The sequence below is a fragment of the Bacteroidota bacterium genome (assembly GCA_016722565.1).
Taxonomy (GTDB): Bacteria; Bacteroidota; Bacteroidia; order 2-12-FULL-35-15; family 2-12-FULL-35-15; genus 2-12-FULL-35-15.
The window spans coordinates 67,447-91,435 of the sequence record JADKIU010000004.1; the positions used below are offsets into that span (position 1 = coordinate 67,447).

At 36.6% G+C, this 23,989-nt stretch carries 20 protein-coding genes and 2 pseudogenes; 15 read left to right on the top strand and 7 right to left on the bottom strand.

Annotated features, from left to right (window positions below; all coding sequences use genetic code 11):
• The first annotated feature begins 4 nt into the window (after nucleotides 1-4).
• Nucleotides 5-1,308: pseudogene (gene der / locus IPP64_13360) on the top strand (ribosome biogenesis GTPase Der).
• Here der and IPP64_13365 read toward each other — a convergent pair.
• The 4 genes from IPP64_13365 to gldA all read right to left on the bottom strand — a co-directional run bounded on the left by IPP64_13365 (nucleotide 1,309) and on the right by gldA (nucleotide 6,342).
• The gene (locus tag IPP64_13365) at nucleotides 1,309-1,917 is read right to left on the bottom strand and encodes a hypothetical protein (GenBank protein MBL0330375.1); all 609 of its coding nucleotides are present in this window, start codon (nucleotides 1,915-1,917) and stop codon (nucleotides 1,309-1,311) included.
• 80 nt (nucleotides 1,918-1,997) lie between these two features.
• A complete protein-coding gene (locus IPP64_13370; protein MBL0330376.1) occupies nucleotides 1,998-3,251 on the bottom strand; it encodes a methionine adenosyltransferase in 1,254 nt (417 codons plus the stop codon).
• A 98-nt stretch (nucleotides 3,252-3,349) separates the two neighbouring features.
• On the bottom strand, nucleotides 3,350-5,398 hold the full coding sequence (locus IPP64_13375) for a M13 family metallopeptidase (GenBank protein MBL0330377.1): 2,049 nt from the start codon (nucleotides 5,396-5,398) through the stop codon (nucleotides 3,350-3,352).
• Nucleotides 5,399-5,433: 35 nt separating this feature from the next.
• Nucleotides 5,434-6,342, bottom strand: coding sequence for a gliding motility-associated ABC transporter ATP-binding subunit GldA (gene gldA, locus IPP64_13380; GenBank protein MBL0330378.1), 909 nt, complete (start codon nucleotides 6,340-6,342; stop codon nucleotides 5,434-5,436).
• Nucleotides 6,343-6,577: 235 nt separating this feature from the next.
• On the opposite strand from gldA, the gene rsgA reads away from it, so the two are divergent.
• Both rsgA and IPP64_13390 read left to right on the top strand, forming a co-directional pair.
• Nucleotides 6,578-7,510, top strand: a complete 933-nt coding sequence (rsgA, locus tag IPP64_13385; GenBank protein MBL0330379.1) for a ribosome small subunit-dependent GTPase A — start codon at nucleotides 6,578-6,580, stop codon at nucleotides 7,508-7,510.
• A 109-nt stretch (nucleotides 7,511-7,619) separates the two neighbouring features.
• Entirely contained in the window at nucleotides 7,620-8,072 is a 453-nt protein-coding gene (locus IPP64_13390; GenBank protein ID MBL0330380.1) for a D-tyrosyl-tRNA(Tyr) deacylase, read from the top strand.
• A 33-nt stretch (nucleotides 8,073-8,105) separates the two neighbouring features.
• On the opposite strand, the gene IPP64_13395 is transcribed toward IPP64_13390, so the two are convergent.
• Nucleotides 8,106-9,347 (bottom strand): ABC transporter permease, encoded by a 1,242-nt coding sequence (locus IPP64_13395; GenBank protein MBL0330381.1) that lies wholly within the window; start codon nucleotides 9,345-9,347, stop codon nucleotides 8,106-8,108.
• Nucleotides 9,348-9,501: 154 nt separating this feature from the next.
• Between IPP64_13395 and IPP64_13400 the strand changes: the two genes are divergently transcribed.
• The 3 genes from IPP64_13400 to IPP64_13410 all read left to right on the top strand — a co-directional run bounded on the left by IPP64_13400 (nucleotide 9,502) and on the right by IPP64_13410 (nucleotide 13,687).
• Complete coding sequence (locus tag IPP64_13400) at nucleotides 9,502-10,374, top strand: ankyrin repeat domain-containing protein (protein ID MBL0330382.1); 873 nt, start codon at nucleotides 9,502-9,504, stop codon at nucleotides 10,372-10,374.
• A 49-nt stretch (nucleotides 10,375-10,423) separates the two neighbouring features.
• Nucleotides 10,424-12,691, top strand: a complete 2,268-nt coding sequence (locus tag IPP64_13405) for an aconitate hydratase (GenBank protein MBL0330383.1) — start codon at nucleotides 10,424-10,426, stop codon at nucleotides 12,689-12,691.
• A gap of 123 nt (nucleotides 12,692-12,814) precedes the next feature.
• Complete coding sequence (locus tag IPP64_13410) at nucleotides 12,815-13,687, top strand: hypothetical protein (protein ID MBL0330384.1); 873 nt, start codon at nucleotides 12,815-12,817, stop codon at nucleotides 13,685-13,687.
• On the opposite strand, the gene IPP64_13415 is transcribed toward IPP64_13410, so the two are convergent.
• The gene (locus IPP64_13415) at nucleotides 13,684-13,959 is read right to left on the bottom strand and encodes a DUF493 family protein (protein ID MBL0330385.1); all 276 of its coding nucleotides are present in this window, start codon (nucleotides 13,957-13,959) and stop codon (nucleotides 13,684-13,686) included. The two genes, IPP64_13410 and IPP64_13415, sit on opposite strands and share 4 nt — an antisense overlap.
• Before the next feature lie 39 nt (nucleotides 13,960-13,998).
• Between IPP64_13415 and IPP64_13420 the strand changes: the two genes are divergently transcribed.
• Nucleotides 13,999-14,205, top strand: a complete 207-nt coding sequence (locus tag IPP64_13420; protein ID MBL0330386.1) for an RNA-binding S4 domain-containing protein — start codon at nucleotides 13,999-14,001, stop codon at nucleotides 14,203-14,205.
• A 3-nt stretch (nucleotides 14,206-14,208) separates the two neighbouring features.
• Nucleotides 14,209-14,637 (top strand): hypothetical protein, encoded by a 429-nt coding sequence (locus tag IPP64_13425; protein MBL0330387.1) that lies wholly within the window; start codon nucleotides 14,209-14,211, stop codon nucleotides 14,635-14,637.
• Here IPP64_13425 and IPP64_13430 read toward each other — a convergent pair.
• On the bottom strand, nucleotides 14,634-14,996 hold the full coding sequence (locus IPP64_13430) for a nuclear transport factor 2 family protein (protein ID MBL0330388.1): 363 nt from the start codon (nucleotides 14,994-14,996) through the stop codon (nucleotides 14,634-14,636). The two genes, IPP64_13425 and IPP64_13430, sit on opposite strands and share 4 nt — an antisense overlap.
• Nucleotides 14,997-15,137: 141 nt before the next feature.
• On the opposite strand from IPP64_13430, the gene IPP64_13435 reads away from it, so the two are divergent.
• From IPP64_13435 to IPP64_13465, 7 genes and pseudogenes are all read left to right on the top strand, one after another.
• Entirely contained in the window at nucleotides 15,138-17,210 is a 2,073-nt protein-coding gene (locus IPP64_13435) for a penicillin acylase family protein (protein ID MBL0330389.1), read from the top strand.
• A gap of 18 nt (nucleotides 17,211-17,228) precedes the next feature.
• Nucleotides 17,229-18,252: pseudogene (hemE, locus tag IPP64_13440) on the top strand (uroporphyrinogen decarboxylase).
• 6 nt (nucleotides 18,253-18,258) lie between these two features.
• Entirely contained in the window at nucleotides 18,259-19,356 is a 1,098-nt protein-coding gene (locus IPP64_13445; GenBank protein ID MBL0330390.1) for an OmpA family protein, read from the top strand.
• 22 nt (nucleotides 19,357-19,378) lie between these two features.
• Nucleotides 19,379-20,722: an MFS transporter gene (locus IPP64_13450; protein ID MBL0330391.1), complete on the top strand. Its 1,344-nt coding sequence runs from the start codon at nucleotides 19,379-19,381 to the stop codon at nucleotides 20,720-20,722.
• A 65-nt stretch (nucleotides 20,723-20,787) separates the two neighbouring features.
• On the top strand, nucleotides 20,788-21,510 hold the full coding sequence (locus IPP64_13455; GenBank protein MBL0330392.1) for a (Fe-S)-binding protein: 723 nt from the start codon (nucleotides 20,788-20,790) through the stop codon (nucleotides 21,508-21,510).
• Between the two features lie 21 nt (nucleotides 21,511-21,531).
• Nucleotides 21,532-22,677, top strand: coding sequence for a UDP-N-acetylglucosamine 2-epimerase (non-hydrolyzing) (gene wecB, locus IPP64_13460; GenBank protein MBL0330393.1), 1,146 nt, complete (start codon nucleotides 21,532-21,534; stop codon nucleotides 22,675-22,677).
• A 1-nt stretch (nucleotide 22,678) separates the two neighbouring features.
• Entirely contained in the window at nucleotides 22,679-23,986 is a 1,308-nt protein-coding gene (locus tag IPP64_13465; protein MBL0330394.1) for a polysaccharide deacetylase family protein, read from the top strand.
• Nucleotides 23,987-23,989 lie beyond the last annotated feature (3 nt).

Below are 23,989 nucleotides of genomic sequence, written 5' to 3' on the forward strand. Positions count from 1 at the left end.
TAAAATGGCAAACATCGTAGCAATAGTAGGACGCCCGAATGTGGGTAAATCAACCATTTTCAACCGTTTAACCGACAGTAGGAAAGCGATTGTTGACTCCGAGTCGGGAGTAACACGTGACAGACATTACGGTAAATCGGAGTGGAATGGAATTGAATTTTCCGTTATTGATACCGGAGGTTATGTAAAAGGGTCGGAAGATGTTTTTGAAGCAGAGATTCGTAAACAAGTGAATTTGGCGATTGAAGAAGCGAACGTAATTTTGTTTGTATTGGATGTTGCTGATGGTATTACCGATGATGATAAGGTAGTTGCCAACATTTTACGGAAAGGCAAAAAGAAAGTATTTGTTGTTGCCAATAAAGTTGATAATAACGTTCGCCAAGGCCTGGCAGGAGAGTTTTATGCGCTCGGTTTAGGTGAAGTACACAATATCTCTGCAATCAGTGGAAGTGGAACAGGTGATTTGTTGGATGAGGTTGTAAAAGCATTCGACAAAGATGCGGTTGTTGAAGAATTAGATATTCCTAAGTTTGCAATTGTAGGACGACCAAATGTTGGTAAATCATCTATGATTAATGCCCTTTGGGAAAAGAACGCAACATCGTTACTCCCATTGCTGGTACAACGCGCGATTCTATCAATACACGTTATACGGCTTTTGGTCATGATTTTTTATTGATTGATACTGCCGGTATTCGTAAAAAATCAAAGGTAGAGGAGGATTTGGAATTTTATTCGGTCATGCGCTCTATTCGTGCAATTGAAGATTGTGATGTTTGTTTGTTGTTGATTGATGCAACACTTGGATTGGAAGCACAGGATATCAATATATTTCACTTAGCAGAAAAGAATAGAAAGGGAATTGTGATTGTAGTGAATAAATGGGATTTGGTTGAAAAGACAACCAATTCAACGAAGGAATATGAAGAGAAGATTCGTGAAAAATTAGCCCCGTTTAAAGATGTTCCAATCGTATTTACATCGGCACTCACCAAACAACGCGTTTTAAAAGCAATTGAAGTAGCTGAAAAGGTTAATTTCAATCGCACAAAATCGATTAAAACACGTGAATTAAATGATGTGATGTTGCCAATTATTGAACATTCTCCTCCTGCTGCTATTAAAGGGAAATACGTGAAGGTGAAGTTTATTAATCAGTTGCCAACACATGCTCCAACATTTGCTTTTTATTGTAATCTTCCACAATATGTGACGGAATCCTATATTCGTTTTCTCGAAAATCGTTTGCGAGATAACTTCGATTTTACCGGTGTGCCGATTCAAATTTTTATGAGAAAGAAATAATTAGTCTTTCTTTTTAAAATCCAAATCAATACGAAGTTCCAGGTTAATTAAATGGCGGTATTTGCTATCGGTTTCAAACGATGCAAGTGCGGGTCTATAAATGGCTGCAACGGAATAATTCCGGTTGAAGCGATATTCTAATCCGGCAGATAGTCCCAATGTTTGGTCCGTTTTTTTATAGCTCGGTATGCTGTCTACGCTACTGGATAAACGAAAGTTGTAATTCACAAAATTAAATCCATATACAACATTTATATTTTCATACATTGTTCTGTGTTGAATGATTTCAAAATAAGTGGATCCGATATTTGTTTTTATTTCAGAACCATACAACTTGTTTATGCGAACAGGGGAAGTTAAGTCTTCGGTAATGCTAATGTTTACGGATGTTTTCTGTTTTGGCGTTTTGTAGTATCCGGAGAGCCCTAATCCGAAAAAACCAAAAGTGCGTGCGCTTGCATTTTTATAATAATCGATGTAGCTGTAATAGTTCACCCAGGGTAATGAAAATGTTATTCCCCAATTAGTATTGTTTTGCACACCATCCATTTGCCCTTTGCAGGGCAAAAGAAAGATAAGTATGCAACACAGTGTAACGAAGGTTTTCATTAAATAAGTATTTTGCCTATAAATTAAAAACGCCTCATTCTTAACTTTCAGAATGAGGCGTTATTGTATGCGATAAAAAATTATTTCAATTTAAATGCAGCTTTTACTTTTGAAACATAATCCAGTTTCTCCCAAGTAAACAATTCTACTTTCATTGTTTTTGTTTTTCCATCTGGAGATTTGAATGTTTTGGTAATGGTTTCATTTTTTCTACCCATATGTCCGTATGCTGCAGTTTCGCTGTACATCGGTGTGCGAAGTTTGAAACGCTGTTCGATAAAGTAAGGACGCATGTCGAATACTTTTTCTACAATTTTAGCAATTTGTCCGTCAGTCATTTTTACTTTGGAAGTACCATATGTATCGATGAAGATACCCATCGGCTGAGCCACACCAATTGCATAGGAAACTTGAACCAACACTTCGGAACAAACACCTGCAGCAACAAGGTTTTTAGCAATATGACGTGTTGCATATGCAGCAGAACGGTCAACTTTTGAAGGATCTTTTCCTGAAAATGCACCACCACCATGAGCACCTTTTCCACCATACGTATCAACAATAATTTTACGTCCAGTTAAGCCGGTATCACCATGTGGTCCGCCAATTACAAACTTTCCTGTTGGGTTGATGTGGTAATTGATTTTGTTGTTAAACAAATGAGCGTATTTTGGGTATTTCTTTTTTACTCTCGGAATTAAAATGTCAATGATGTCTTTTTTAATTTTTGCCAACATTTTAGGTTCAGAATCAAAATCATCATGTTGCGTAGAAACAACGATTGCATCAATACGAACAGGAACATTGTCATCATTATATTCTAAAGTAACTTGTGACTTTGCATCTGGGCGCAAGTATTTAATTTCTTTGTTCTCTCTGCGCAGCGCAGCAAGTTCTAATAAAATGCCATGTGCTAAATCCAATGCCAAAGGCATGTAGTTCGCGGTTTCGTTTGTCGCGTAACCAAACATCATTCCTTGATCACCGGCACCTTGCTCTTCTTTCTTTTTTCTGTCAACACCTTGATTGATGTCAGCAGATTGTTCGTGAATAGCAGATAAAATACCACATGAGTTTGCTTCAAACATGTATTCACTTTTGGTATAACCAATTTTACGAATCACTTCACGCGCAATTTCTTGAACATCCAAATATGCTTTTGATTTCACTTCACCGGCTAGAATAACTTGACCGGTGGTTACCAATGTTTCACAAGCAACTTTTGATTGAGGGTCAAAGGCTAAAAAATTATCAATTAATGCATCAGAAATCTGATCTGCTACTTTGTCCGGATGACCTTCCGAAACGGATTCGGATGTAAATAAATATCCCATTTATGTCTTCTTATTTTTATTAACGTTTATTTTAAATTTTTAACGAGTGCTAAAGTACAATTTATTAAGTAATTGAGAAAAATAAATAAGGCTCTTTTTTACCAAATTTTCACTCGGATTTTCTCATCACGATACATCTTATCACCTTTCTTAATATTAAATGCTTTATAAAATTCATCCACATCAGAAAGTGGCCCGTTGATACGGAATTCAGCCGGTGAGTGAACATCACTCATGATTTGTTTTGCTAAGGAAGCGTCCGTTCGATTGACCATCCAAGCATACGCATAGGCAAGGAAGTAACGTTGGTCAGCTGTATAACCATTAATTAACGCTGTTGATTGTCCTTGTTTTGTTTTCTTAAATGCCTCGTATCCCATAATTACACCGCCTAAATCGGCAATATTTTCGCCTTGTGTGTTTTCGCCTCTCACATGCATGCTATCCAATACAACATAATTGTTGAATTGCTCAACAATTAATTTTGTTTTGGCAACAAATTTTTCTCTGTCTTCTTTTGTCCACCAATCAGTAAGATTCCCGTTTTCATCATATAAACTTCCTTGGTCATCAAATCCGTGGGTGATTTCATGTCCGAATGTAGAACCACCAATAATTCCATACAGCACAGCATCATCTGGCATACGTCCTTCAAATCCGGGAACAATGATGTTACATGCTGGGACTACAATTTCGTTAGAAGCAGGATTGTAATAGGCGTTGTAGGTCTGTGGATACATTTCCCACTCCGTTAAATCAACAGGTTTGCCATATTTGTTTATCATGAAATTGTATTCCCATTTTTCAATGTTAATCATGTTTTGTAAATAACTGTCGCGTGAAATTTCTAAGCTGGACATATCTTTCCATTTGTCGGGATAGCCGACTTTCATCACAATCTTATTCAACTTGCTCAACGCTTTTTGTTTGGTGACATCACTCATCCAATCCAGTTTTTTAATGTGCTCTGCATAAATGTCGCGGATGTTGTTCCCTATTTCTAGAAGTTTCTCCTTTGTTCCTTTTGGAAGGTATTCCGTAACATATACTTGTCCGATTAATTCACCTAACGATTCGTTTGTGGTTTCTACAATTCTCTTCCAGCGTGGTTTTTGTTCTTGAATGCCATCCAGCACAGTTGAAAAGAAGTAGAAGTTTTGTTGTTCGATTTCTTTATTTAATTCATTGGCGAAGTTGTCGATTAAGTTCCATTTTAAATACACTTTCCAATCGTTGATAGAAACCTTTTTTAGAGTTGACTCTAATTGCGTGAAATATTCGGGTTGTCCTACAACAATAGAATCTACTTTGTTTAATCCAAGCAATGTTAAAGTTTCATTCCAATTGATTGATGGTGTGCTTTTGTTTAAAGAAGCAACCGCCATTTTGTTGTAGTTTTTATATGGATCTCTCAGGTCTTCCATCTTTCTCGAAGCCTTTGCAAGGGTTGATTCGATTGTCATCACAGTCGCTGCATTTTTTTCTGAAATGCTTTTTTCCGTTCCCGTTAATTCAAATATTTTTTGAATGTGTTTTACATATTCGTTTCGGATGTTAATGGTGCGTGAATCGGTATTAAAATAGTAGTCGCGCTCAGGTAAACCAAGTTTTGTTTGACCAAGATATACAACGTATTCGGAGCTATTTTTATCATCGCGAATAACACCAAATCCAAACATGCTTCTCACATTCATCTTATATAAATGAGTAATCTGTTTTAATAAATCCGATGTAGTATTAATTTTGTCGATGTTAGAAAATTCATCTTTTAATAAAGCGATTCCAGCCTTTTCTATGCTGGTAGTATCCATTCCGCTGTAATACAAATCACCGATTTTTTGTTTGTTGCTTCCTTTTTCAGCTTTCGTGTCAGCGGCAGACGATTCACAAATTTTGCGTATCGCTTCGTTAATAGTGTCGTTAATAGTTTGGAAGATACCATTACTTTTTTCGGATGCAGGAATTGGATTTTTTTTAAACCAACCATTGTTTGCATACAAGAAAAAGTTTTCACCTGGAGAGATGGAAGAATCGATATGAGTAGTAATCGGGTCTGTGAAATTATCTTCTGTTTTTTTGTCTACGCCAGTACTACAGGCATAGATAAATGTAATAAGGGCAATGGATGCGAAGATTGTTTTTTTCATTTGAGTAGAATAAGATGGAGGAGTATATGGTTAAATTATTTTGTTAGATGTTTAAAAACATCTTCTAGTTTTTGTTCTTCTTTATGTAATGTCAAAACGGCTAATCCGTTTTGTACGGCAAACTGAAAAATATCTGTGCGGACATCTTTATCGGTATGCGCTTCAATTTTCCAAACGTTGGCTTTAATCTGTGTTGCATCAAAAACGCCATTTATCTTTTTTAATGCGCTTCGGTTGGTTTCTTTATCAAACTCAACCGTAACAAATTGTTTGTTCTTGGTTTGTGTGTTTTGAATCACCGAGGTGGTATCATTCGCAACTATTTGTCCGTTGTTGATAATGATCACTCTGTCACATACGGCTTCCACTTCCTGCATGATGTGTGTTGAAAGCATTACCGTTTTTTCTTTCCCTACTTTAATAATTAAATTACGAATTTCTTCCAATTGATTGGGATCTAAACCGGTTGTAGGTTCATCCAGAATAAGCACTTTCGGGTCATGGATTAAGGCCTGCGCCAAGCCAACACGCTGTCTATATCCTTTTGACAATGCTCCGATTTTCTTTTTTTGCTCTACCTGCAAGCCGGTCATCTCAATCATTTCAGCAATACGTGCATTCACGTTCTTTAATTTATGCAATCCGGCAATAAATTCTAAATACTCTTTCACATACATATCCAAGTAAAGTGGATTGTGCTCAGGCAGATAACCCACATTTTTTCTAACATCTAAACTTTGTTCGGAAACATCAAATCCGCAAACCGATGCTGTGCCAGATGTTTGCGGGATAAAACAAGTTAGAATTTTCATCATGGTAGATTTTCCAGCACCATTAGGACCAAGAAAACCAACTATTTCACCGGTGTTTACTTCAAATGAAACATCATTCAAAGCGTTTTGTTCACCATAGGTTTTTGTTATGTTACTTACTTTTATGGACATATTAGATTCAATTCAAGATTTTCTACCCCAACGAATTAAGAATTTATACGAATGTACGAAATACAAATAATTTCCTGGTTTTTATAATTCGTATTTTTCGTATCTTTTTTAGTAACCTGTCTACCGACAGGCAGGTTCGCTGGCGTCAGGGTGTTTGTAAAGATTCGTGATTTCTAGTCACAAAGCTAATTCTTTTTGATAAATTTGGTGTTCAAAAAGTGTTAAACGATAAAAAATGCAAGGTGTTGTCATTAAGTCCACAGGAAGTTGGTATTCGGTTCTATCCCAGGGGAGTACTGTTGAATGCAGAATCAAAGGTGTTTTTAGAATCAAAGGCATAAAAACGACCAATCCGATAGCCGTTGGCGATCATGTTGATTTTGAAATGGAGGCAGATGGAAGAGGTGTGATTCATGCCATCGCTGATCGTAAAAATTACATCATCCGTAAGTCCATTAATCTTTCAAAGCAGTCTCATATTTTAGCAGCGAATGTTGACCAAGCGATGTTGGTGGTCACGTTGGCTTTTCCGCGCACTTCCGCAGGTTTTATTGATCGGTTTTTGCTAACTGCAGAAGCGTATCACATCCCAACAAAAATAATTTTCAATAAAGTAGATTTGTTTTCAGCGGATGAAATTCTTATGAAAGAACTCAACGACTTCATCGCTGTCTACGAAAAGATTGGTTATCCTTGTTATAAGGTCTCTGCAACAGAAAAAACAGACATTGAAAGTTTAAGAACACTTACAAAAGGTAAAACAACCTTAATAGCCGGACATTCTGGAGTTGGTAAATCAACACTGGTAAATGCTATGGATTCGAATTTAGATTTGAAAGTAGGAGAAATTTCAGATGCGCATAATAAAGGAAAACATACTACAACCTTTGCAGAAATGCATCTCTTGACATATGGGGGATTTATTATTGATACACCCGGAATCAAAGAGTTGGGCTTGGTAGATATGGAAAAAGAAGAAATTGGGGATTATTTTCCGGAGATGCATGCGCTGAAAAATGAATGTAAGTTCAATAATTGTATTCATTTGAATGAACCTAAATGTGCAGTAATTGCAGCTGTTGAAAAAGGAGAAATTGCATTATCGAGATATACCTCCTATGTGGGGATAATTAATGGTGAGGAATTGGATGTTACAAATTACGAATAGTTTTACCGCAGAGAAAAATGAGAAAAAAGGAGAGCCGCTGAGCGCTCTGTGTTCTCTGCGATTCCGATAGCTATCGAAACTCCGCGATCTCTGCGGTTAATTTTTAGAAATGAGAGTTGTAATACAAAGAGTTTCAAAAGCATCGGTTACCATTAATGGGGAAATAAAAAGTTCCATTGGTCTGGGATTGCTTGTTTTGTTAGGTATTGAAGATGCCGATACGCAAGAAGAAATTGAATGGTTAAGTTCAAAAATTATTAATCTTAGAATCTTTAATGATGCGGATGGTGTAATGAATGTGTCTGTGAGAGATGCAGGTGGAGACATCATTTTAGTTTCCCAATTCACATTACATGCGTCAACAAAAAAAGGAAATCGTCCTTCTTATATTAAAGCAGCGAGACCAGAAGTTGCAATTCCGCTATATGAAAAGATGATTGTTCAATTACAAACAGATTTAGGGAAAGCCATACAAACTGGTGAGTTTGGAGCCGATATGAAAGTGAGTTTGTTGAATGATGGTCCGGTTACGATTGTTATTGATAGTAAGAATAAGGAATAGATATCTTTTTTACTTAGTTACTTAATCACCTTTTTACTCAAACCTCAACGCCTCAATCGGGTCCAATTTGGAAGCTTTGATAGCTGGGTAAATTCCTGCAAGTGTTCCAACAAATAAACAAAGAAGAATACTCATGATAATCCAGCCCCAGGGAATAATAAAGCTGATATCAAAAGAGAGAGCAATCATGTTTCCTAAAATAATTCCAAGTAAGGTGCCGGCAAATCCACCTAGTTGACAAATTACAACAGCTTCTACTAAAAATTGCGCACGGATTACTTTTCTTGTCGCGCCCACTGCTTTTCGAATTCCGATTTCGCGCGTTCTCTCAGAAACAGATACCAGCATAATGTTCATTAAACCGATTGCTGCGCCCAACAATGTAATGATTCCGATAATTGTTGCTCCGAGCGTTACTTTCTGCATATTCTCAATCAACAAGTTGGCAAGGTTGTCGCTTTTGGTGATTTCGAAATTATTTTCTTCTGCGGCACTCAAGTTTCGAATAACACGAAAGGTTCCGATTGCTTCACCAATTGCGGCTTCCATCAGTTGCGAATTGTTGCACATAATGTTAATCGTAAAAGTCATGTTCGGAATCGAAAAGTACTGACGGACATTGCTCAAAGGTAAAATGGCTACTTTGTCGCCACCAAAACCAACACTGTTTCCTTTTGATTTTAAGGTGCCGATAATTCGGTATTTCCCGCTTCCAATTGTAATGATTTTGTCAATCGGATCTTGTTTTTTTGTGAATAAAGCATCCAACACATCTTTTCCTAAAATAACAACCGGACTTCCATAAAGAATTTCATTTGGGGAAAAATTTCGGCCTTTGTCTAATTCGTAACCGGACGTAGCCATGTAATTTTCATCACCTCCAAATACACGAATGTTGGGATTGGTTTTTTTTGACTCAAATTTTAATGTGGAAGCACCTGAAGCAAATGTGGATACGGATGGTTTTGCAGGAAAATTATAAGCTTTACTGAAATCCACCGCTTCTTGGTAGGTAATATTTCTGAACGCTTTTGGGCGCTTTCCGTTTCTTCCAATTCTTACAGTCATTTCACGATTTCGAATCGTAAATGTGTTGGCACCCATACTGGTGAAGTTGCTGTTGATGGAAGATTTTAATGCATCAATTGACGTGAGTGTGCCTACTAACGATGTTATCCCAATCGTAATGATAAACACAGTAAGGATGGTACGTAATAACTGGCTACGAATTGCTCTTAATGATATTTTAATATTTTCTCTTAAAACCGAAGCCATTATTTATAAAATAGAGCACCAAAATTAATAAAGTAATCGATTGGAACCACTTTATATACCCAGAGTTTGATATTTTGATAATTTTCGGTATAAAATTGGCTATAAATCGCTACAAAAATGTATCTTTATGTCGTTCTATAAAAACCCATTCATAATGTCTCAAAAACATCCTTTCATAAAACTAGCTCTTCTTTTATTCGTATTTATATTGTCGAGTTCAACCGCCTTTTCACAAGGTGCTAAAAAACCGGCAGCAAAAGGAGCACCTGCGCCTAAAGCATCTGCAAAAGGTACATTGGCTGCAGATATGGATTGTACTGTTAAACTAAATGGTGCTGCAAAAATCATCAACTTAAAAGCATATACACCTCTGGAAGTGGTTTTGAAGGTGGGTGATAATAGTATCGAAGCGCAATCCATTGATAAAAAGGCAACCTACCGAAATACAATTGTAGGAGTAGCAGGTACAACCACAATTGTTGAGATTTCATTCTTTGATGACTCAAAATTCTTAGATTATATCAAAACGGGAAATGTAAATATGGCGGAAACAGCGATTAAAAAGAATCCCGGTTTAGCAACCAATGCTGATGGAATGTTGGTGAGTTCTCCACTTCAAATTGCAATTGAAAATTCCCAACCAGAAATGGTTACCTATTTAATGAACAAAGGAGCCAGTTTTTTAAAACCAGAGAATATTTATCCTTTGCATTTGGCTATAAAATTTGCTTCTGCTACAAAACCTTCAAAAGATAAACCGGCACCTGACAAACAATTGGCTGAATTGTTTTTAAGTAAAGGTTGTAAAATTACAGATAAGGATGATGGAGGGAACACACCTTTGCATTGCGCTGTTCGTGCCGGGAAAATGGACATGGTTACCATGTTGGTTAAAATGGGTGCGGATGTTAATGCAAAGAATGATTTTGATGATACACCGATGAAGATTGCAGAAGAAAAAGGATTAATTTCAATCATCAGCTTCTTAGCTGCAAATGGCGCAAATCCTACAAAAAAATCAGAATAAAAGCACTTTACTAAACGAAACGATAACAACAAAAAAACAAAACAAAATTATGGCTTTTGATATTGAGATGATTAAGGCACTTTATGAAAAGATGCCCGCTAAAGTTGAAGCAGCGCGTAAATTAATTGGTCGCCCGCTTACCCTCACCGAAAAAATTCTTTATTCCCATTTGCATGTTGATCAGAAATCGGAAAATTTCCAAAGAGGAAAATCCTATGTAGATTTTGCCCCTGACAGAGTTGCGATGCAAGATGCGACAGCTCAAATGGCCTTGCTGCAGTTTATGCAATCAGGGCGCCCGAAAGTAGCTGTTCCTTCTACTGTTCATTGTGATCACTTAATAACAGCAAAAGAAGGTGCTGCAACAGATTTAGCTTTTGCTACAAAAGAAAGTAAAGAAGTATTTGATTTCTTAGGTTCTGTTTCTAATAAATACGGTATCGGTTTCTGGAAACCAGGTGCCGGAATCATTCATCAAGTTGTTTTGGAAAATTATGCATTCCCAGGTGGAATGATGATTGGAACGGATTCACACACTGTGAATGCAGGTGGATTGGGAATGATTGCTATTGGTGTGGGTGGTGCAGATGCTTGTGACGTAATGGCTGGATTGGCTTGGGAATTAAAAATGCCAAAATTGATTGGTGTGAAATTAACAGGAAAATTAAACGGTTGGACGGCTCCCAAAGATGTGATTTTAAAAGTAGCTGGTATCTTAACCGTGAAAGGTGGAACTGATGCGGTTGTTGAATATTTTGGTGAAGGTGCTACATCAATGAGCTGTACCGGTAAAGGAACCATTTGTAACATGGGTGCGGAAATTGGTGCAACTACTTCTACATTCGGTTATGATGCTTCGATGGAACGTTACTTAAAAGCTACCGGAAGAGCAGATGTTGCTGAGTTGGCAAATAAAGTAAAAGAACATTTAACTGCGGATGCGGATGTATACGCGAATCCTGAAAAATATTTTGATCAAGTGATCGAAATCGATTTAAGTACATTGGAGCCACATGTTAATGGTCCATTTACTCCCGATTTGGCAACTCCGATTTCTAAATTAAAAGAGGAAGCAATTAAAAATGGCTGGCCTTTGAAAATTTCTGTTGGCTTACTTGGATCTTGTACCAACTCTTCTTACGAAGATATTTCTCGTGCGGTGAGTTTAGCAAAACAAGTATCTACAAAAAATTTAAAAGCGAAAGCTGAATACTTAATCAATCCGGGTTCTGAACAAATTCGTTACACCATTAAACGTGATGGGTTCTTGGATGTGTTTGACCAAATCGGAGCAAAAGTGTTCACCAATGCTTGCGGTCCTTGTATCGGAATGTGGGATAGAATGGGTGCTGAGAAACAAGAAAAAAATACCATCATTCACTCGTTCAACAGAAATTTTGCAAAACGTGCGGATGGAAATCCAAATACCTATGCATTTGTTGCATCTCCTGAAATCGTTACAGCAATGGCAATTGCAGGTGATTTAACTTTTAATCCCTTAACAGATTTTTTAACAAACGAAAAAGGGGAAAAAGTAAAATTGGATCCTCCTACCGGTGATGAATTGCCAACTAAAGGTTTCGCTGTTGAAGATGCAGGTTATCAAGCTCCTGCTGCCGATGGAAGTAAAGTTTCAGTTGTTGTTTCTCCAACATCTGATCGTTTACAATTGTTAGATCCATTTGCTGCTTGGGAAGGTGTCGACTTGAAAGGATTGAAATTGTTGATCAAAGCAAAAGGAAAATGTACAACGGATCATATTTCGATGGCAGGACCATGGTTGAAGTTCCGTGGACATTTGGATAATATTTCTAACAACATGCTAATTGGTGCTGTAAATGCATTCAACGAAAAAACGGATAACGTTAAAAATCAATTAACCGGTGCTTACGATTCTGTGCCGAAAGTACAACGTGCATACAAAGCGCAAAACATCGGATCTATCGTTGTAGGTGATGAAAATTACGGAGAAGGTTCTTCTCGTGAACATGCAGCGATGGAGCCTCGCCATTTAGGTGTTCGTGCGGTATTGGTGAAATCATTTGCGCGTATTCACGAAACAAACTTGAAAAAACAAGGAATGTTAGGATTAACATTTGCTGACAAATCGGATTACGAAAAAATCAAAGAAGATGATTCAGTAGATATTATCGGATTAACTTCCTTTGCTCCAAATACGCCATTAACATTGGTGTTTAATCATGCTGATGGAAGCAAAGATGAAATTAAAGCAAACCATACTTACAATGAACAACAAATTGAGTGGTTCAAAGCGGGTGGAGCGTTAAATATCATTCGTGCAAATGTGAAAGCATAAAAGAGAATCAAGATACATTAAACAAGATTCAATACAAAAGTGCGTTGCAAAACTGTAGCGCACTTTTGTTATAAATACGAATAACAAAAAACTAACAACCAATAACCAATAACCAATAACGAAGTGAAAGCTTATAACCCTAAAGACTGGTCGAAATTAATTTTTCATTTTCATAAGTCGGATTCCTTTCGAATGTTACTGCCTGCTATGATTGCCTTGGCGATTTATGCATCTGCCTTGTGTTATCTGGATGTAGAGCTTAAAATCATTAAACTTCGAAGCACGACTGTTTTGCATTCGCTGTTAGGTTTTGTACTTTCATTATTGTTGGTTTTTCGAACCAATACAGCTTACGACCGCTGGTGGGAAGGTCGCAAATTGTGGGGTGATTTGATGAATAATAGTAGAAATCTGATGTTGAAATTGAATGCATTTATTCCCGCAGAAAACAAAGAGTTAAAAAGCAATTTTCGAATTTTAATCAGCAATTATGCATTTGCGCTAAAAGAACATTTACGTGGTGGATTCAAATCAGAACAACTGGAAGAACATTCCAATTTAACCCTGAAAGAATTAAGTGAATGTAATCACATTCCCAATAGAATTGCCCAGCAATTATATTATGAAATCGAAAAATTATACCAGCAGAAAATAATTAGTGAAGAAAAGTTGATTGTTTTAAACGAAGAACTGCGTTCTTTTACAAACATTGTCGGAGCCTGCGAACGTATAAAAACAACACCCATTCCGTTTTCCTATAGTACATTTATTAAACGTGTAATTTTGATATACACGATTACTTTGCCACTGGGCTTGGTGGATGATTTTAAATGGGCAACCATACCGATGGTCTTGTTTGTATTTTATGCATTTGCCGGCTTGGAGCTGATTGCAGAAGAAATTGAAGATCCTTTCGGCCATGAAGATAATGACTTGCCAACGGATGAAATTGCAGCGAGAATTAAAAAGAATTTAAGCGAAATCGTGAAGTATTAAAGTGCCATTAGGCCTTCAATTCCTTCCATTTCTTTATATTTTTCAATGATGGAATCGGCAGTGAGCATCGCTTCCTTTACCGTAATACTAATGTATTTTCCGTTGGAGGATTCCTTTTGAGTTATAATGGCTTCATCCGAAAATTTCGACTCTACCAAAGCTATCTTGCGATTATCGGCAGGAATAATGAATTTAAACATGTAAATGGTGGGCCATTCTTTTTCCTTGCTTAATTGTTCTCTTAATTTTTCGAATTGTTCTTCCTTATTCATAGTGCAAAGATAAAGCTAATGTTATAACTTTACAGCAGAATGGAAAAATTTCAACTAACCGAAGAATATATACAATTGAATCAATTGCTCAAAGCAATGGCTTGGTGCTCCAATGGTGCAGAGGCTAATGCGCTTATTGATAATGGATTAGTAAAAGTGAATGGAGAAGTTGAGTTGCGGAAACGAAATAAAATTAGAACCGGATTTGTAATTGAATTTAATAATCAGAAAGTAACAATTGAATAAACGATGCGAAATTATTTATACATCATCTTGGTAGTTATCACCTTTAATAATCTGTCCGCTCAAGAAGTTCCTCTTGAAACGCAGCTGGAACAGAGTGTTTTGAATGATTATGAACTTACTGATAAGCAATACAGTGCTTGGAAGTCGATTAAAAATAACTGGATGGCTACTGAATATGAAGCCATTCAAGCAGAAAATAAAATTAAATTAAACTGCAAAAATTGCCAAACCTTTTATGTAGAAGTGGTAATAAAAATTAATGCAAATGGTAAGTTGGAGTATTATAAATTGTTGAATGGCAAAAGATGCAGTGTAGGATTGACCAAAGAACTTGAATTAAGAGTAATGCGTAAGTTTTTTAAGTTTGAATATCCTTTTGAACTCCGAAATACTACGTTCAAAACACGCTTAGGCAACGCATTAAAATGTTAGCCGTGGTATACTTTTGAGAATATAATTCTTTCGTTTTCAATTTCGAGCAACTCAGCTACCATCATATCTTCTTCGTTGTCGACCTTTCGGATATACTCCATAAAGATGCGGTTCTCGTTGGCAGTTAATTGAGTGACTTCATAATTTAAAGATGGCAATCGCTCAAATGCATCTTTCCACCAAGTTCTTAGCGCCTCTTTCCCGGTTACCAAGCCATTTGTTTCGGGTTGTCTAATTTTTAATTTAGGACTATAATGTCTGGCGTTTTCATGATAAAGCGCCAGTAAAGTTTCTAAATCATGAGTGTTAAAGGCGTTAAACCAATTTTTTGCAATCATTTCATTTTTCTGAGCACTCATTCGACTATTTTTAGAGGTATAAAAATAGCATTTTTTGTAGATAATTCAATAGAAAAATTGTTTTTAAACCCTTAATAAAATCAATAGATTTTGCTATTTTTACCACATAGTGGTTCCCTCGGAACGAATTAAGTAGCTCTAATGACCCAACGCATTTTTTATTCTCTTTTTCTGTTTTTTTTATCACAGTCTTTTTTTGCTCAAATTGACCCGGCAAAAGTTACCATCGCGCGTGATACGTTTGGGATTCCTCATATTTTTGCGGATACAGATGCTGAAGTTGCATATGGTTTAGCCTGGGCACATTGTGAAGATGATTTTGAGCATATTCAATTGATGATTATAACCGCTCAAGCAAGAGTAGGGGAGTTAACCGGGAAGGATGGGGCTATTTCTGATTATTTCGTCCGTTTTATAAAAGCAAAAGAAATTGCCGAACAAAAGTATGAAACCGATTTGTCGGCCGAATACAAAAAAGTAATTCAATCCTATGCGGATGGAATCAATGCTTATGCTGCAAAACATCCCGAAGAGGTCAAACTCAAAAATATTTTCCCGATTACTCCTCAGAACATCGTTACAGGTTATGTGGTGATATTAACGAGTATGGTTGGAACCCCACGTGCACTCGAATGTATTGTAAAAGGAACTCCTGATGATTATATATTTAATGCCAGTGCCGGTTCCAATGGAATCGCCATGAACAAAAATATTACGAGTGATGGTTCAACCTTCTTGTTAATAAATCCACATGTGCCCTTGGAAGGCAGCGCTTCCTGGTATGAAGCACATTTGTGTAGCAATCAAAAATTAAATGTTTACGGAGCGTTAGTTCCAGGAATGATTTTTCCGGCAATGGGTTGTAACGAACATTTAGGCTGGGCGATTACCTTTAACTGGCCCGACTATGTTGACATTTATAAGATGGAAATAAATCCCCAAAATAAAAATCAATATAAGTTTGATGGCGAATGGCGAGATTTTGAGGTGCGAAAAATTCCATTAAAAGTAAAGGCGAAGTTTTTTAATCTCAAGGTCAAAAAAGAAGCTTTGTGGTCGGTTTATGGACCAGCCTATCGAACAGAAAAAGGCGTTTATGCCTTGCGATACAATTCAACTTCGAATGTGAAAGCTGCTGAACAATGGTATACAATGTGCAAAGCAAATCAATATGATGATTTTTACAAAGCAATGGAAATGCAAGGCATACCACTTTTTAATTTTGTAATGGCAGATGATCAATCGAATATTTTTTATTTGTTTAATGGATTAATACCAAAACGAAATCCTGATTTTGATTGGCAGAAAACATTGCCCGGGAATACCTCTAAAACCTTGTGGAATGAATATTATCCTCTTACGCAATTGCCTCAAAAACAAAACCCGAAATGCGGGTATGTGTATAATACCAACAATACTCCTTTTCATTGTACAGCTGCCTCAGAAAACCCCGATGAAGCAGTGTTTAGTAAGCAAGCTGGATTTAGCTGGAATAGAGTGAACAATCGTGAATTGCGATTTAATGAATTGATGAACGGCAAAACAAAAATTTCATTCGATGATTTTAAAAAAATAAAATATGATTGTGCGTATCCAACAAAACAAGGCGGGATTTATAAAACGTTTAAACCGATTTATGATTTGAAAGAATCAGAGCATCCTGATATTGCTGCTGCCATAGCAAAACTAAAAAAATGGGATTTCTCTGGGTATGCAGATAATCGTGAAGCTGCACTTGTCACACTCACCTTCGATTATTTATTCAAGAAACAAAATGCTGCTTACAATGAGTTGGAAACAGGTATAGAATACTCCACCCCAACATTGGTAGAGGCCATTCGGCATGCTCAAAAAATATTGATTAAACATTATAAGTCGATTGATGTACCTTTTGGTGAAGTGCAACGCTTGATGCGTGAGGATAAAAGTTATGCCGTTTATGGTTTGCCTGAATGTTTAAAATCCTTGGCGAGTGATGTCACCAAAGATGGGCATTTGCGAGCACAAAATGGTGATTCATTTGTCATGTTTGCGAAGTTTTCCAAAGAAGGAAATACCTATGAAACGGTTGTTCCATATGGTGAGTCAAGACGAAAGGGAAGTCCACATTTAACCGATCAGATGGAATTATACAGTCAACAAAAAACAAAACCAATCTTGTTGGATAAGGAGCAGGTGCTAAAAACGGCTACTCGCACCTATCATCCGCAATAAATAGCGTAAATTTACAATATGGAAATTAAAAATGATTTGATATTAAGAGCTGCAAGAGGCGAAAAGGTAGAAAGAACACCTGTGTGGTTAATGCGTCAGGCTGGAAGAGTTTTGCCAGAATACAGAGAAGTGCGCGCCAAAATGGGTGGCTTTAAAGAATTGGTTGAAACACCAGAATTTGCATGCGAAGTGACAATTCAACCGGTGGATATATTAGGCGTGGATGCAGCAATCATCTTTTCGGATATTCTTGTAATTCCTGAAGCAATGGGCTTGCCTTACCAAATGATTGAAGCAAAAGGGCCTTGGTTCGAAAAAACGATAAAATCGGCAGCAGATGTTGCACAGGTGCGTATTGCTCAATGGAGATTTACAATATGTTTTGGATGCAATTTCGTTGACAAAGAAAGAACTTAATGGAAGAGTTCCCTTAATTGGATTTGCGGGAGCACCCTGGACCATCTTTGCATATATGATTGAAGGAAGTGGTAGCAAAACGTTTTCAAAAGCCAAGAAGTTCTTGTATACCCAACCTGAAGTTGCCCACCAATTGCTACAAAAAATTACGGACAGTACGATTAATTACTTAAAAGCTCAGGTTGTTGCCGGTGCAGATATGTTACAACTTTTTGACAGTTGGGCAGGCGTATTATCTCCAGAACAATACAATGAATTTGCTTTGAAATACATCGCACAAATTTGTGATGCAATCAAAGATGTACCATTTACAGTTTTTGCAAAAGATGCACATTTTGCTCGTAAGCAGATGGGACAATTAAGCTGTGATACAATTGGATTGGATTGGACAATGAATATAGCCGAATCTCGTTTATTAATTGGTGATAACAAAACGTTACAAGGGAACATGGATCCATGCATGCTGTATTCGGATTATGCAACAATTAAATCAGAAGCACAAAAAATGTTAAAAGCATTTGGTCCTCATCGTCATATTGCCAATTTGGGTCATGGTTTGTATCCGGACTTAGAGAAAGATAAAGTAAAATGTTTTGTCGATACAATTAAAGAATTCAGATTCTAAAAAAGCATGTCTCAACAAACAAAAAATAATATATCCGTTTGCATAAAAACATTTTTGTTTTTAGCGGTGTTGTTGTTTTCTGTTTCTGTTTTTTCTCAAGCAAAACAAGGCAAAAATCTCATTCCAAATCCTAGTTTCGAAGAACGCAAAAGCAAAGGAAGCGATATCAAAGCAGCTATCCCCTGGAAAGGTGTTGGTACAGTTGATTATCACATGAAACCTGATAAGCGCGATGTTTCGCAGTACAAAGGTGCTCGCACAGGAACAAGTTATGCCGGTTTGCGCTTTCAAGCGGATTATAAAGAGTACATGCATGTAAAATTGCTGGAGACGTTGGAGAAAGGAGAGGTTTATGAGTTTAAAATGTACATCCGAATTTTGGAAGCAGAAAATGTTACCGTGACAGTGAAACAGCTCGGTGCATTTTTTTCACCGGAAGAATTCAGAATCGGGATGGAGTTTAAGGAAGAAGGATTGGTGGATACAACTTACAACAAAGGAATTGCCGGCACACTCAATTGGATTTTAATTCAGGGCGACTATACAGCCACCGGAAATGAAAAATATATGATCATTGGGAACTTTCGGACAAAAATGAAGGATGACTTTGTGAAAAAAAACAAGTGGAGTTTGTTTGCCTTTCAAGAAGCGTATTATTACATCGATGATTTATCGCTCCGTAAAAAAAATCCGGAAGACGATTCTCCAAAATATGATACTGAAGGAGGAAGTGTGAATTGGTTGCCGCATGCTTTTCATGCCGGTAAAACATTTGAAATAAAGAATTTGTATTTCGAAAAAGGTACTTCTAAATTGATGAGTTCCTCTGATAAAGCATTGGATGAATTGGCGAAAGCATTGATTGAAAAGCCTTCTACAAGTATCCAAATTAATGGACATATGGATAAGTTTGGAGATGATGCTGCTGAAAAACAATTATCGAAAGAACGTGCTAAAGCGGTATACGATTATTTAAAAGGAAAAGGAGTCACCAATCAAATGATCTTTAAAGGGATGGGTTCATCACAACCTGTTGCCCCAAATGATTCTGAAGAGTATAAAGCCAAGAACAGAAGAGTGGAAGTCACCATATTAAAAGAGTAGTATTCACATAATTCTAAACTGAATGAGCAAACTCAAAAAAGATGATAAAAAAACAATTCGCGCATGGACGTTCTATGACTGGGCGAATTCATCATTTCCGTTAGTGATTAATACAGCCATTTTTCCAACGTTTTACGAAGCACAAACAACTACTCGGGATGATGCCGGTGTTGTGCTAAACGATATGGTAAACGTAATGGGATTTCAATTAAAAAATTCTGAGTTTTATTCTTACATCGTTTCACTCTCCCTAATCATCGTTTGTTTTACCGCTCCCATTCTTTCCGGTATTGCAGATTATTCGGATAGCAAAAAGAAATTTCTTCGTTTTTTCTGTATCATGGGTTCTTTCTCATGTGCAGGCCTTTACTTTTTCGACAAAGACAGCATTGTCTCAAGTATGCTACCATTTCTTATTGCTACTGTCGGGTATTGGGGAAGTCTTGTTTTTTATAATGCCTATCTGCCGGAAATTGCTTCTGTTGAAAATCAGGATAAAGTGAGTGCGCGAGGATTTGCATTGGGTTATTTTGGAAGCTCCTTGTTGCTGATCTTAAATTTAGTGATGATTACAAAGTTTGAAGCTTTCGGATTTGAAACCAAAGGCGAAGCAGTTCGTTTGGCATTCATCACTGTAAGTATCTGGTGGTTCGGATTTGCTCAAATTACGCTGAGAAGACTTCCTTCAGGCTCTTCAGAACATAAGAAATCAGAAGGTAATCCTTTTTCAAAAGGCTTCAGAGAGATTTCAAAAGTATGGAATGAATTAAAACACATTACGCGTATCAAGCGTTTTTTATCTTCTTACTTTTTTTATAATATGGGAGTTCAAACAGTGATGTATATGGCTGTGTTGTTTGCAGCAAAAGAAATTAACTGGCCGGATGAAAAAACAAAAAGCACGAGTTTAATCATTAGTATACTATTAATTCAATTTTTAGGGATGGCAGGATCATTTCTTTTTTCTTTCGTATCCTCAAAAATTGGAAACATAAAAGCATTGGGTGTGGCCATTTTCTTCTGGGCATTGGTATGTGTGGGTGTGTTTCTGTTTGTAACAGAGCCGATGCATTTTTACATTACTGCAGTATGTGTTGGTTTGGTAATGGGAGGAACTCAGTCTCTGTCGCGTTCTACGTATTCAAAATTGTTGCCGCCTACAGAAGACCATGCCAGTTACTTTAGCTTTTTTGATGTGTTGGAAAAAGCCGGAATTGTTATCGGAACATTTTCATTTGGATTAATTGAAGGTATCACCGGTGGGATGAGAAATTCTGTGTTAGTTTTGATCGTGTTTTTTGTTATTGGTTTTCTGGTAATGTTAACCATTCCTAAAAGTAAAACCGTTGAAGCAGCTGATGAATAATATTGAACCCACAATGATTCGTAAAATTTGTAATTCGTAAATTCGCTTAGATTCTTAATTCGTATATGATTGTAGATATTTTTATTCCTTGTTTTATTGATCAAATTTATCCTGATACAGGATTGAATATGGTGAAAATTTTAGAAAAAGTAGGTTGTGGTGTGAACTATAATCCTGAACAAACATGCTGTGGACAACCCGCTTTTAATGCGGGATATTGGGATGACTGTAAAGAGGTTGGGGAAAAGTTTATTCGTGGGTTTCAAAACGACAGATACATTGTTTGTCCTTCTGCCTCGTGTGTAGGAATGATAAAAAATTATTATCCCGAAATGTTTCACAATTCTGTTCTTCATAATGAATACAAACAAATTCAAAAAAATATTTTTGAGTTTTCCGATTTCATGGTGAACGTATTGAAGATTACGGATTTGGGTGCAACACTCAATGGGGTTGCTACCTATCATGATTCCTGTGCAGCATTGCGTGAGTATGGTATTAAACGTGAACCACGTGTTTTACTTGAAAAAGTGAGAGGTTTGGAATTGAGAGAAATGAAAGATTCTGAAACCTGCTGTGGATTTGGAGGAAGCTTCTCCGTGAAATTTGAACCAATTGCGGTGGGAATGGGAGATCAAAAATTAGAAAATGCATTGCAAACCGGTGCTGAGTATTTAATTTCTACAGATGTTTCCTGTTTGATGCACATAGATGGTTATGCTAAAAAAGCAGGAAAAAATATGAAGATGATGCACCTTTGTGATGTACTTGCTTCCGGATGGGACTAATAATATTGATTGTTGAAAATGATTAAGCTATTAACAATAATTGGTGCAAGACCGCAAATTATAAAAGCGGCAGCATTGAGCAGAGTCATAAAAAATAAATTCTCAACTAAAATTGAGGAAATAATTGTGCATACAGGTCAGCATTACGATGATAATATGTCACAGATTTTTTTTGATGAACTCGATATTCCTCATCCGAACTACAATTTGAATGCAGGCTCTGGAACTCATGGAAAACAAACAGCCTTGATGATTGAAGGCATTGAGGAGATTCTCTTGAAAGAAAAGCCCAATTGCATTGTTCTTTATGGGGATACCAATTCGACTTTAGCAGGGGCTGTAGCTGCATCAAAAATTCAAGTTCCAATTATCCACATCGAAGCTGGATTACGGTCGTTTAATAAATCAATGCCGGAAGAAATTAATCGAATTATTTGCGACCGCATATCTACGCTTTTGTTTTCACCAACAAAAGCCGGTTTTGATAATTTGGTAAAAGAAGGTTTTAAAAAGAAAAATACCGGACCATACACGTTTAATAATCCTAGAATTTATCATTGTGGTGATGTGATGTTCGATAATGCGTTGTTTTTTTCTTCGTTAACTCACCCAAAAAGTACGATTCTAAAAGATAATCAGCTGGAAGAAGGGAAGTATATTCTTGTGACCATTCATCGCAATAACAATACGGATGAACCGGAACGATTAAATGCTTTATTTCGTGCAATTAATAAGATTGCAGTTGATGATAAGATTAAAATGATGCTGCCTTTGCATCCACGTACTGCAAAGTTGTTAGCACAGAATCTATCCCCCGAACTTTATAGCACGATAAAAACTAGTGAATATATAAAGATTGTTTCGCCTGTTTCGTATCTTGAAATGATTGCATTGGAAAAAAATGCACGATTAATCATGACAGATTCCGGTGGCGTTCAAAAAGAAGCCTACTTCTTCAAAAAACCGTGTGTGATTTTGCGTTCTGAAACGGAATGGATTGAATTGGTGCGTTCAGGATCTGCCATCATTGCCGATGCAAATGAAAAGGAGATAGTAAAAGCGTATGAAAAGTTTAAAAAGACAAAAAGATTAAAATTTCCGGATTTGTTTGGAGATGGAAATGCCGCTGAATTTATCTGCGGAGAAATTGTAAAGAACATCCACTAAAATGCTACTGGTCTATACACATAAAATTACGCATCGTAATAAATATATCTTTAATCTTTTTTTTAAAGATACATTGGGTATCGATTTTGTGCTTACCACAGATATCGAACAATTTAAGGCAGCTGAGGGTGCCAAGTTAAGTTATACCAATAATCCTGTTGCGGATGAATTGTTTTTTACTTCCCGTAATTTGTTGTTTGAAACAGGAATAAATGAACAGAATATTTCTGTGTTTGATTACAACGAAAGCAAAGTTTTTTTTGCAACGGGTAAAGCTTCTTCGCTTCCTTTTGATGTATTTGCTGCCAGTTTTTATCTAGTGAGTCGCTATGAAGAATATCTCCCACACATTCGGGATGAACACGATCGCTTTGACGCCAAAGATAGTCTTGCATTTACAAATGGATTTCTACATAAGCCGATCGTGAATACCTGGATTATTTGGCTGCGTGAATTATTGCAAAAAAAATATCCTCATCTAGTTTTTCCTAAAAAGAACTATGAGTTTGTTTCGACTATTGATATCGATAATGCGTATGCTTATCGTGAAAAAGGTTTCACCCGAAGCGTTGGCGGATATTTAAAATCCATTTCGAAATTAGATTTTAAAGAAATAACGGAACGTACACGTGTGTTGTTCGGATTAGATAAAGATCCTTATGATACCTATGAATTTCAATTGGAAACGATTAAGAAATATAAATTGAAAACAATTTATTTTTTCTTGTTGGGCGATTATGGTGTGAATGATAAAAACTTACCAATTGAAAGTAAACGTTTTCAGTCACTTATAAAGATGTTGGGCGATTATGCTCAAATTGGAATTCATCCATCATATGGTTCCAATAAAAGTACACTTCAGTTGAAAAAGGAAGTAGAGCGTTTGTCGAAAGTATTGCATCGGGATATCACACAAAGTCGGCAACACTTTTTGAAACTTACACTTCCGGAAACCTATCGTAATTTAATTGATTTGGATATTACCGATGACTATACCATGGGATTTGCTTCCCAGGTGGGTTTCAGAGCAAGTATCTGCACTGCGTTCAATTTTTATGATTTGGATACAGAGATGGAAACAAAACTGAAAATTCATCCTTTTGCAATTATGGAAGGAACATTGAAGTATAGCATGAAAGTGAGTCCGGAGGAAGCGATGAATAAAATTAAACCATTGATTGATGAAGTAAAAAAGGTGGATGGTGTATTTATGAGTTTATGGCATAATGATACATTGAATGATCGAAAAATTTGGATTGGTTGGAGAAGTGTTTTTGAAAAAATGGTGCAGTACGCTGTCGAAAAGTAATAC

What these genes read in the sequence shown, in the direction of transcription:
- IPP64_13365 (MBL0330375.1), bottom strand. Translation starts at nt 1,917, where the DNA reads ATGAAAACCTTCGTTACACTGTGTTGCATACTTATCTTTCTTTTGCCC.
- IPP64_13370 (MBL0330376.1), bottom strand. Translation starts at nt 3,251, where the DNA reads ATGGGATATTTATTTACATCCGAATCCGTTTCGGAAGGTCATCCGGAC.
- IPP64_13375 (MBL0330377.1), bottom strand. Translation starts at nt 5,398, where the DNA reads ATGAAAAAAACAATCTTCGCATCCATTGCCCTTATTACATTTATCTAT.
- gldA (MBL0330378.1), bottom strand. Translation starts at nt 6,342, where the DNA reads ATGTCCATAAAAGTAAGTAACATAACAAAAACCTATGGTGAACAAAAC.
- rsgA (MBL0330379.1), top strand. Translation starts at nt 6,578, where the DNA reads ATGCAAGGTGTTGTCATTAAGTCCACAGGAAGTTGGTATTCGGTTCTA.
- IPP64_13390 (MBL0330380.1), top strand. Translation starts at nt 7,620, where the DNA reads ATGAGAGTTGTAATACAAAGAGTTTCAAAAGCATCGGTTACCATTAAT.
- IPP64_13395 (MBL0330381.1), bottom strand. Translation starts at nt 9,347, where the DNA reads ATGGCTTCGGTTTTAAGAGAAAATATTAAAATATCATTAAGAGCAATT.
- IPP64_13400 (MBL0330382.1), top strand. Translation starts at nt 9,502, where the DNA reads ATGTCTCAAAAACATCCTTTCATAAAACTAGCTCTTCTTTTATTCGTA.
- IPP64_13405 (MBL0330383.1), top strand. Translation starts at nt 10,424, where the DNA reads ATGGCTTTTGATATTGAGATGATTAAGGCACTTTATGAAAAGATGCCC.
- IPP64_13415 (MBL0330385.1), bottom strand. Translation starts at nt 13,959, where the DNA reads ATGAATAAGGAAGAACAATTCGAAAAATTAAGAGAACAATTAAGCAAG.
- IPP64_13420 (MBL0330386.1), top strand. Translation starts at nt 13,999, where the DNA reads ATGGAAAAATTTCAACTAACCGAAGAATATATACAATTGAATCAATTG.
- IPP64_13425 (MBL0330387.1), top strand. Translation starts at nt 14,209, where the DNA reads ATGCGAAATTATTTATACATCATCTTGGTAGTTATCACCTTTAATAAT.
- IPP64_13430 (MBL0330388.1), bottom strand. Translation starts at nt 14,996, where the DNA reads ATGAGTGCTCAGAAAAATGAAATGATTGCAAAAAATTGGTTTAACGCC.
- IPP64_13435 (MBL0330389.1), top strand. Translation starts at nt 15,138, where the DNA reads ATGACCCAACGCATTTTTTATTCTCTTTTTCTGTTTTTTTTATCACAG.
- IPP64_13445 (MBL0330390.1), top strand. Translation starts at nt 18,259, where the DNA reads ATGTCTCAACAAACAAAAAATAATATATCCGTTTGCATAAAAACATTT.
- IPP64_13450 (MBL0330391.1), top strand. Translation starts at nt 19,379, where the DNA reads ATGAGCAAACTCAAAAAAGATGATAAAAAAACAATTCGCGCATGGACG.
- IPP64_13455 (MBL0330392.1), top strand. Translation starts at nt 20,788, where the DNA reads ATGATTGTAGATATTTTTATTCCTTGTTTTATTGATCAAATTTATCCT.
- IPP64_13465 (MBL0330394.1), top strand. Translation starts at nt 22,679, where the DNA reads ATGCTACTGGTCTATACACATAAAATTACGCATCGTAATAAATATATC.